The organism is Zoogloea oryzae, from assembly GCF_030161255.1.
Taxonomy (GTDB): Bacteria; Pseudomonadota; Gammaproteobacteria; order Burkholderiales; family Rhodocyclaceae; genus Zoogloea; species Zoogloea oryzae.
Map to the genome: position 1 here is coordinate 1 of NZ_BSPX01000113.1, position 8,744 is coordinate 8,744.

Annotated in this window: 10 protein-coding genes; all 10 read right to left on the bottom strand. The window is 71.0% G+C overall.

Translation table 11 applies throughout. The features are described from left to right. Window positions 1-503: type II secretion system protein GspL (gspL, locus tag QQK25_RS21375; protein WP_284189783.1), on the bottom strand; the 503-nt coding region annotated here is incomplete at its 3' end. A 7-nt stretch (window positions 504-510) separates the two neighbouring features. Further along, window positions 511-1,464, bottom strand: coding sequence for a type II secretion system minor pseudopilin GspK (gene gspK, locus QQK25_RS21380; RefSeq protein ID WP_284189784.1), 954 nt, complete (start codon window positions 1,462-1,464; stop codon window positions 511-513). Then, the gene (gene gspJ / locus QQK25_RS21385; RefSeq protein WP_284189785.1) at window positions 1,464-2,087 is read right to left on the bottom strand and encodes a type II secretion system minor pseudopilin GspJ; all 624 of its coding nucleotides are present in this window, start codon (window positions 2,085-2,087) and stop codon (window positions 1,464-1,466) included. Before gspJ ends, gspK begins: the two co-directional genes overlap by 1 nt. After that, on the bottom strand, window positions 2,084-2,458 hold the full coding sequence (gene gspI / locus QQK25_RS21390; protein WP_153161285.1) for a type II secretion system minor pseudopilin GspI: 375 nt from the start codon (window positions 2,456-2,458) through the stop codon (window positions 2,084-2,086). The genes gspJ and gspI overlap by 4 nt, the downstream gene beginning before the upstream one ends. Next, window positions 2,455-3,003, bottom strand: a complete 549-nt coding sequence (locus QQK25_RS21395; protein ID WP_284189786.1) for a prepilin-type N-terminal cleavage/methylation domain-containing protein — start codon at window positions 3,001-3,003, stop codon at window positions 2,455-2,457. Before QQK25_RS21395 ends, gspI begins: the two co-directional genes overlap by 4 nt. Window positions 3,004-3,013: 10 nt before the next feature. Beyond that, window positions 3,014-3,442 carry a type II secretion system major pseudopilin GspG gene (gene gspG / locus QQK25_RS21400; RefSeq protein WP_153161287.1) on the bottom strand — a complete coding sequence of 143 codons (429 nt, stop codon included), beginning with the start codon at window positions 3,440-3,442 and terminating at the stop codon, window positions 3,014-3,016. A 9-nt stretch (window positions 3,443-3,451) separates the two neighbouring features. Then, the gene (gene gspF / locus QQK25_RS21405; RefSeq protein WP_284189787.1) at window positions 3,452-4,657 is read right to left on the bottom strand and encodes a type II secretion system inner membrane protein GspF; all 1,206 of its coding nucleotides are present in this window, start codon (window positions 4,655-4,657) and stop codon (window positions 3,452-3,454) included. A 3-nt stretch (window positions 4,658-4,660) separates the two neighbouring features. Then, window positions 4,661-6,127, bottom strand: coding sequence for a type II secretion system ATPase GspE (gspE, locus tag QQK25_RS21410; RefSeq protein WP_284189788.1), 1,467 nt, complete (start codon window positions 6,125-6,127; stop codon window positions 4,661-4,663). Then, window positions 6,124-8,379 carry a type II secretion system secretin GspD gene (gene gspD / locus QQK25_RS21415; RefSeq protein ID WP_284189789.1) on the bottom strand — a complete coding sequence of 752 codons (2,256 nt, stop codon included), beginning with the start codon at window positions 8,377-8,379 and terminating at the stop codon, window positions 6,124-6,126. The genes gspE and gspD overlap by 4 nt, the downstream gene beginning before the upstream one ends. Then, window positions 8,376-8,744, bottom strand: a 369-nt coding sequence (locus QQK25_RS21420) for a hypothetical protein (protein WP_284189790.1), incomplete at its 5' end; no start/stop codon positions are given. The genes gspD and QQK25_RS21420, both read right to left, overlap by 4 nt.

The window sequence follows — 8,744 nt, forward strand, 5'->3', positions numbered from 1 at the left end:
GCCACACCGCTGCCGCTGCCGGTGCGCAGGATGGCGCCGGTGGGCGACAGGCTGAGGTGCCAGCCTTCGCCGGTGGGGGCGGTCTGGACTTCCGCGAAGACCCGGCGGGCGGGGCGGCCGATGGCGGCGAACTGGGCGACGAGCTGGCGCAGGCGATCCCGGGCGACCACCAGCACGCCGGCCAGGTCGCGCTCGCCGTCGTCGGCGGGGCGGCGGTGGCTCACGGTGAGGTGCTGGGTGTCCGGGTCTTTCAGCAGGCGGTCTTCCAGCGCGTAGGCCAGGAGGCGCGGCAGGTCGCGCCGGGCTCCGCGGGGCAGGGGCACCTCGAGCCACAGGCACTGGGGGCCGGTGAGTACGAGCTCGCACTCGGCGGCGGCGGGCCAGTGTCGGGGTTCGGAGTGACCTTCGGAGAGCGGCCTGCCGTCCGGGCCGAGGAGCACCCACGGGCAGTCCGGGCGGGCGGGCCATTGTTCGTCGATGGCGAGGAGGAGGCGGGTACTCATGGGCGTATCACAGCAGTTTTTGCCAGACGATGGTGGACCAGTTCTGGCTGCGTTCGAGCAGCACTTCCATGCGCACCATGGCCACGCCGTAACGGGCACGGCCGGTGGCGAGGAAGTGCCGGCTGGTGACGGAAAGTCGGGTGAGGTCGGGCTGGAGATCCGGCGAGGGCAGGCGGGCCTTGAAGTCGTTCACGTCCTTGAACCACGCGCGGCTGCGCTGGACGACGAGCAGCCGGGCGGCGTCGAGGGACAGATCCGGCACCACGGCGGCGAGCACCTCGGCCGGGGCGGTGTTCACGTTGACCGTGGAGCCCGGCGGCACGGCGACCACGAAGGGGGTGAGGCGGGCCACCAGCTGCGGGGTGAAGCCGCGCACCTGGAGCAGTTCGGACACCGCCACCAGCGGGCCGTTGGCGGAGCGGCGGGCGGGCGTCTGGGCACCGTACCAGCCGGATTCGGCGCCGCCGGGCAGGCGCGGGCTGTCGTCGGTGTCGAGCCAGTCGAGCAGCGCGGCGGTGAGGTTGAGGGCGTCGGAATCAGCCACGCCGACCAGCGACAGCAGGCGCTGGAAGCGCTCCACCTCGACGATGTCGGCGCCGTCGCTGGCGAGGTTGTTGAGGTTGAGGCGGCCGGAGAGCTCCTGCAGCTCGCCGCTGACCTCGCCTTCCTCGACCGGCGTGGGCGGTACCTTGACGGCCCAGGCTTCGCCCAGGTGATCCACCTGGCTGGTGCGGGCGTCTTCGGAGAGCACGTTGCGCGCCCAGTCCACCGCGCCGCGGGCGAGTTGGCGGGCCTGGGCCTGGTCGTGGCGGCCGGCGACCTGATCCATCGCCACGCCCAGATCGCCCACCGAGGCCGCAGCGAGGCCGGCCACCAGCGCCACCGTGAGGAGGGCGAGGATCACCGCGGCGCCCTTCTGGGGGCCGGCGTGGGGGCGGGAGGGGATGCGGTTGGGCAGCATCAGCGCAGGGCGATCAGGCGGGTGAGGACGCCGGTGCCTTCCAGGTCGAGTTCGAGGATTACCGCGTCGGGCAGGGTGGCGCGGGTGTCGCCCGGCGGCCAGGCGTCGAGGCGGTTGTTGTTCAGCAGGAAGCGCCAGCGCACGCCGCGCACCTTGTCGAGCAGGGGTTCGACGTCGGGCTCGCCGAGGGCGTCGCGGCCGCTCCAGCGCAGCCATTCGAGGCGGCCGTCCACCAGCCGGTAGCCGACCCGGCGCACGCCGCGGGTGTCGTCGAGGCGCAGGAACTGGAACTCGGGCCCGCCACTGGCTGCGCGGGTGAGGAGCATGGGCGCGGCGGTGGTGGTCCGCGCCGCGGGGTTCGGGTTACCGCCGGGTGTCGTGCCGTCGCGGCCGGTCTGCCCCGGGTTGCGGCCGGTGGTGGACACGGCCTGCAGCAGATCGGCGTCGATGCGCTGGATGCTGCGGTTGATGGCGCGCCAGCGTTCGAAGCTGGCTTCGAGACGGGTGTGGCTGTTGGCGACTTCGGACAGGGCGCGGTAGGACAGGACGCCCAGCACCGCGAAGACCGACAGGGCGACCATCAGCTCGATCAGGGTGAGGCCGCGCTGGCCGGTACGACTCATTGCAGCGGCCTCGCCACGTAGCCGGACAGGCGGGAGATGGCGTGATCGCCGGAATCCGGGCCGAAGACGGACAGATCGACCCGGCGGAACAGCGGGTTGGCGGTGTTCTTGACGTCTTCGCGCCAGCGGTAGGTGCGCCCGGCCTGCTCGGCGGTGCCTTCGTTGATGCCCGGGTTGGGCCAGGCGCGGGTGGCACGCAGCTCGGCGAGGCGGTTCTCGGCCACCCAGTCGCCGATCAGGCGTTCGCGCAGCTCGCCCGACGACTGGGCGGTGACGCCCATCGCCCGGAACGCCGCGGTGAGCGCGATGGCGAGGATCGCCAGGGCGACCAGGGTTTCGAGCAGCGTGAAGCCGCGGGCGGGGCGCGTCATGAACGGTTGGCGCCGGGCATGGCGAGCTGCACCGTGCCGTTGGCCTTGCCGGTGAAGCGGGCCTCGCCGCCAGGGGTGGCGACACGCAGCTCGTATTCGGGTGCCTGGGTGCCGAACTGCAGGCGCGGGCTGGCGGCGTCGGGCTGGCCGTCGATGCGCAGGCCCAGCCAGGCCACGCCGGCGGGCAGCGGGCGGTCGGTGAACACCGGCGGGTCGATCAGCGGCCGCCAGTTGTCGTCGGGGTCGAGGGCCGAGAAGCGGTAGCCGTCGGGGAGGAACTCGATGGCGATGGGCCGGCCGCGCACGGCGGCCCGATCCGCGGTGGCTTCGAGCACCAGACGCAGGCGTTTGAGGGCCTGGTCGGTGTCGCGCCCGCGCAGGCTGTCGAGGCCGACGCTGATGCCGGTGGCCATCAGGCCCATGATGACCAGCACCACCATGACTTCGATGAGGGTGAAGCCGGCGTGGCGGCGGGGCGCGGCGGTGCGTCCGGGCGCGGGGCCGCGGGACGGACGGTCGAAGCTGCGCCAGACGCCTGCCGCCATCGGGATGAGGTCAGAGGTTCCAGGAGCCGACGTCGGCATCGAAGCCTTCGCCGCCGGAGATGCCGTCGGCGCCGAAGCTCATCACGTCCACCTCGCCCTTGAGGCCGGGGATGACGTACTGGTAGGGCTTGCCCCACGGGTCCATCGGCAGCTTGTCGAGGTAGGACTTCCAGTTGTCGGGCACCGGCGCGGCGGCGGGCTTGGTGACCAGCGCCTGCAGGCCCTGCTCGGCGCTGGGGTAGCGGCGGTTGTCGAGCTTGTAGAGCTTGAGGGCCTGCATGATCGACGAGATGTCCTGCTTGGCGGCGACGACGCGGGCTTCGTCCGGGCGGCTCATCACCTTGGGTACCACCAGCGCGGCGAGCACGCCGAGGATGACGATGACGACCATCACTTCGATCAGGGTGAAGCCGCGGGCGCGGCGGGGGGCGTTGTGCATGGCGGTTCCTTATTTCATCAAGGTATTGATTTCGATGATGGGTTGCATCACAGCCATCACGATTACCAATACGAAGCCGCCCATCATGAGCAGCAGGATGGGTTCGAGGAGGGCGGTGAGCGTGGCGGTACGGTTTTCGAGTTCGGCCTGCTGGAGGCGGGCGGCGCGGTCGAGGAGTTCATCGACCCGGCCGGTGGCCTCGCCGTTGGCGATCATGTGGATCAGCAGCGGCGGAAACTGGCGGCTGGCGCCCAGGGCGCGGGACAGGGGCTGGCCTTCGCGGACGCGCTCGGCGGCGGTGGCGACGGCGTCGGCCAGGGGCAGGCGGCTGATCACCTGGCGGCCGGCGTCCAGCGCAGCGAGGAGCGGCACGCCGCTGCCGGCGAGGATCGACAGGGTGCTGGCAAAGCGGGTGGCGTCGAGGGTGCGCAGGTGGCGGCCGAGCACCGGCAGGCGCAGCAGCCAGGCATCCCAGCGGCGCTTGACCGTGGTGTCACGCAGCGCCGCGCGGCCGGCGAAGAGCCCGCCGATGATCGCCAGGATCATCAGCCAGCCCCACTCGCGCAGCAGGCTGCTGACCACGATGAGCACCCGGGTGAGGAGCGGCAGGGCCTGCTTGCTCTGCTGGAAGACGGACACCACCTGCGGCACCACGTAGGTCATCAGGCCGATGATGACCATCAGCGCCACGCTGGCGACGATGGCCGGGTAGAGCAGGGCCTGCAGGGTTTTGGTGCGCAGGGCGTGGCTGCGGTCGAGGTAGTCGGCGAGCTGGTTCATCACCCGGGCGAGCTCGCCGGATTTCTCGCCGGCGGCCACCGACGCGCGGTAGAGCGTGGTGAAGGCTTGCGGGTAGCGATCGAGGGCGGCGCGCAGGCTGTAGCCGGCGAGGATCTCGGAGCGCACGCCGGCCAGCAGCTGGCGGGTGGCTTCGGTTTCGGCCTGCTCGATGAGGGCGGCGAGCGCCTGCTCGACGGTGAGGCCAGACGCCAGCAGCGTGGCCCACTGGCGGGTGAGCAGGGTGAGGTCGGCTTCCTTCAGCTTGCGGCGGACGGCCTTGCCGTCGCCGGCGCCTTGGGCCACCGAGGCGACCTCCAGCGGGAACAGCCCGCGCTCGCGCAGCAGGCCGCGGGCGGCCTTGCCGGTGTCGGCTTCGAGCACGCCGGCGGATTCCCGGCCGGCGTTGTCCACGGCGCGATAGCGGAAGGCGGTCATCGCTTAATCCCGGGTGACCCGCAGGAGCTCTTCGGCCGAGGTGACGCCCTCGCCCAGCAGGCGCAGGCCGTCGTCGCGCAGGCTGCGGCTGCCCTGGTGGCGGGCGTGGGCGCGCAGGTCGGCTTCGTCGGCGGCGGTGTGGATCAGGCGCTGGAGGGCGTCGTCGGTGACCATCAGCTCGTAGATGCCGGTGCGCCCGGCGTAGCCGGTGTGGCCGCAATCCGGGCAGCCGGGGGCGTGCCATAGCTGGGCCGGGCTGCCGGGGCCGAGGAGGTCGCGGTCGGCGTCGGTGGTGGGCGTGGCGCTGCGGCAGGCCGGGCACAGCCGGCGCACCAGGCGCTGGGCCAGCACGCCGCGCAGGGTGGAGGCGAGCAGGAAGGGCTCGACGCCCATGTCGACAAGGCGGGTGACGGCCGAGGCGGCGTCGTTGGTGTGCAGGGTGGCGAGCACCAGGTGGCCGGTGAGGCTGGCCTGGACGGCGATCTGCGCGGTTTCGAGGTCGCGGATTTCGCCGATCATGATGACGTCCGGATCCTGCCGGAGGATTGCGCGGAGCGCTCGGGCGAAGGAGAGATCGATCTTGCTGTTGACCTGGATCTGGCCGACGCCGGGGAGGTCGTATTCGACCGGATCTTCGACGGTGACGATGTTGCGGCTCCGGGCGTCCATGCCCTGCAGCGCGGCGTAGAGCGTGGTGCTCTTGCCCGAGCCGGTGGGGCCGGTGACGAGGAGGATGCCGTGGGGCTGGTCGAGGAGCCTTGCAAACGGCGCGACGGTGTCGGCGGCCATGCCCAGGCTGTCGAGGCCGCGCTGGCCGCTGCCCTTGTCGAGCAGGCGCAGCACGATGCGTTCGCCGTGGGTGGTGGGCAACGTGGAGACGCGCACGTCCACCTGCCGGCCGGCGAGGCGCAGGGCGATGCGGCCATCTTGCGGCAGGCGTTTTTCGGCGATGTCGAGGCTGGCCATGATCTTGATGCGCGAGGCCATCGCCGCGTGCAGCGCCCGGTGGGGCTGGGCCACATCCACCAGCACGCCGTCGCGGCGGAAGCGCACCACCGAGTTGCGCTCGTAGGGCTCGATGTGGATGTCGCTGGCGGACTGGCGCACGGCCTGGGTGAGGAGCGCGTTGATCATGCGGATGATCGGCGCGTCGTCCTGGGTTTCGAGGAGATCCTCGACGGCCGGCAGCTCGGTCATGAGCTGGGTGAGGTCGACCTCCTGGCCCACGTCGGCGACCACATCGGCGGCGTTGCCGTCGGCGCCGGAGTAAGCCTCGGACAGCCGTGCCTCGAAGGTGGCGCGGGAGACGTTCTCGATGGCGAGGGGCAGGCCCAGGGTGCGCCGCACTTCGGCCAGGGCGGCAAGATCGGCGCCTTCGCGCAGCAGCAGCTGGGCGTGGTCGGCCCCCTGGGCGGCGACGAGGATGCCGTGGGCCTTGGCGAAGGCGTAGGGCAGGACCGGGCTGGTCATGGGGTGTAGCCGGTGGCGGCGGGCGCCGGGGTGCTGCTGGCAGGCCCCGCGGCGGGGGCCGCATCGATGCGCGGCATGTTGTAGGGCACGGCCGGCGGCGGGCTGCCGGGCGGGGGCAGCAGCGGCGGGTTGGGTTCGCGGCGCATCAGGTTGCGCGGGTCGTCGAGGTCGCGCTGCTGGCCGATGATGTAGTTGTAGCGGTCGGCCGAGATGCCCTGGATGGCGGCGGCGTCGCGCAGGATCACCGGACGCAGGAAGACGATCAGGTTGGTCTTGCCGCGCTTCCGGGAGTCGTAGCGGAAGAACTGGCCGAGGTAGGGGATGTCGCCCAGTACGGGCACCTTCTCGACGCCGCCGGAGTAGGAGTCTTCCACCAGGCCGCCGAGGGCGATCACCGCGCCGTCGTCCACCAGCACGGTGGATTCGATGGAGCGCTTGGTGGTGGAGGGGCCGGTGGTGCTGGTGGCGGTGGATTCGATGACCGCCGAGGCTTCCTGGTAGATCTGCAGGCGCACGGTGCCGCCTTCGGAGATCTGCGGCTTGACCTTCAGGGTGAGGCCCACGTCCTTGCGCTCGACGGTGGTGAAGGGGTTGCTGGCGCCGGTGGAGGTGGTGGTGTAGGTGCCGGTGACGAAGGGCACGTTGCGGCCCACGACGATCTTGGCCTCTTCGTTGTCGAGGGTGACCAGGTTGGGCGTGGACAGGATGTTGGCCTTGGTGTCCGACTCGAGGAAGCGGGCCAGCATGTTGAGGTTGGCGATCTCGCGCCCGCCCACCGTCACGGTGCCTCCGCCCAGCAACAGGTTGAGGCCGTTGCCTGGCAGTGTGGTGCCGCTGCTGGAGGCGATGCTCGTGGCCAGGTTGAGGATGTTGTTACCGCTGGAGTTGAAGCTGGTGCCACCGTAGGCGGTTGTGTTTCCTATCTTGCCGGCCTGCCACTGGATGCCGATCTCGGCCGCCTTCTCGGTACTGACTTCGGTGATCAGCGCCTCGACATACACCTGGGCGCGGCGCCGGTCGAGCTGGTCGATGACCTTGCGCAGGTTGTTGTAGATGGCCTCGGGGGCGGTGATGATCAGCGCGTTGCTCATCGGGTCGGCCTGGATGAAGCCGTTGCCGGTGGCGCCGCTGGTGTTGGTGCTGCTGTTGCTGAACGACGGGGTGTTGCCGAAGCCGGTGGTGCTGTTCTGGCTGCCGGTGGTGTTGTTGCTGCCGAAGTTGGAGCCGGTGTTGCTGTTGCTGTTGGTGCTGCCGAAGTTGCTCTGGCTGCTGCCCGAGGTGCCGCCGGCTTCGCCGGTGACCACGGCGCGCAGGGTCTGGGCGACCTTGGTGGCTTCGGCGTTCTTCAGGTACACCACGTGGATGTTGCCGCTGGCCCCGGGCTGGTCGAGGTTGGCCACCAGCTGGCGCACGGCGTTGAGCTTGGACGGGTTGTCGGAGCGCACCAGCAGGCTGTTGGTGCGCGGGTCGCCCGTCACCGAGACGCGCTGGCTGGCGTCGCCCGCCACGCCGCCGGTTGCGCCGGCCACACCCGCGGCGCCGGTGTCGTTCATCAGGCGGTTGATGGTCTGGGCGAGATCGAGGGCCGAGGCGTGCTGGAGCGTCATCACCCGCAGGCCGGTCTGCGGCACGTCGATGGATTCGACGATCTGGGCGATGCGGCCGATGTTCTCGGCGTAGTCGGTGACCACCAGCGAGTTGTTGCCCGGGTAGGCGGTGACGGTGTTGTTGGGCGACACCAGGGGCCGGATGATCGGCACCAGCTGGGCGGCTGATTCGTGCTTGAGGCTGAACACCTGGGTGGTCAGACGGTCGCCGCCGCCAGCGCCCTGGCCCTTGCCCACCGGCACGGCGTGGAGCTTGGCGTCGGCTTCGGGGACGATCTTGGTGACGCCCTGGCCCTCGATGGCGGTGTAGCCCTGCAGGCGCAGCGCCGACAGCAGGATCGAGTAGGTGAGGTGCCGCTGCACCGGGCGTGCAGTGACGATGTTGAGGGTGCCCTTGACCCGCGGATCGACGATGAAGTTGCGCCCCGAGATCTTGGAGATGGCCTGGATCACCGCGCCGATGTCGGCATTCACGAAGTTGAGCGAGACGGGATCGGTGTTGCTGCCGCGGGTTTCGGTCTCGGCGGCGAGGGCGGCTGCGGGCGGCAGGGCGATGCCGGCGGCAAAGGCCAGGGCGCAGCTGAAGGCGAGCGTGCGGGCGAGAGGGTGACGGGCAGATCCCGGGCTGCGGCGGGCAGGTTTCATTGGTCGTTCGGGCTCGGAAAGGGCTGGGCCTGGAGATTCGATGGGAAGCCGGCCTGGGACGGTTGCTGGCTGGCGTCGACGGCGTTGACCTCGGTGTGCATCCGCGCGGATGGCAGGGTCACGACGGGCTGGGGCTGATCGGGGAGGGGGTGGGCGGGCGGCATGGACGGATCGCCCGGCGTGCCGGGGGCGGCCGCGGGTGTGCCACGTTCGGCGAGGGCGACCCGCTGGCGGGCGCCGCCCACCGTGAGCTCGATGCCGTCGCCAGCGACCCGGGTGAGGGTGACGCCGGGGCGGATTTCCTGGCCTTCGATAAAACCCAGCTGGGGGCCGCCGTCGATGGCGATCACCGCCCAGCCGGGGCA

Coding starts and splice junctions, on each gene's coding strand:
- gspK (WP_284189784.1), bottom strand. CDS start 1,464: ATGCTGCCCAACCGCATCCCCTCCCGCCCCCACGCCGGCCCCCAGAAG.
- gspJ (WP_284189785.1), bottom strand. CDS start 2,087: ATGAGTCGTACCGGCCAGCGCGGCCTCACCCTGATCGAGCTGATGGTC.
- gspI (WP_153161285.1), bottom strand. CDS start 2,458: ATGACGCGCCCCGCCCGCGGCTTCACGCTGCTCGAAACCCTGGTCGCC.
- QQK25_RS21395 (WP_284189786.1), bottom strand. CDS start 3,003: ATGGCGGCAGGCGTCTGGCGCAGCTTCGACCGTCCGTCCCGCGGCCCC.
- gspG (WP_153161287.1), bottom strand. CDS start 3,442: ATGCACAACGCCCCCCGCCGCGCCCGCGGCTTCACCCTGATCGAAGTG.
- gspF (WP_284189787.1), bottom strand. CDS start 4,657: ATGACCGCCTTCCGCTATCGCGCCGTGGACAACGCCGGCCGGGAATCC.
- gspE (WP_284189788.1), bottom strand. CDS start 6,127: ATGACCAGCCCGGTCCTGCCCTACGCCTTCGCCAAGGCCCACGGCATC.
- gspD (WP_284189789.1), bottom strand. CDS start 8,379: ATGAAACCTGCCCGCCGCAGCCCGGGATCTGCCCGTCACCCTCTCGCC.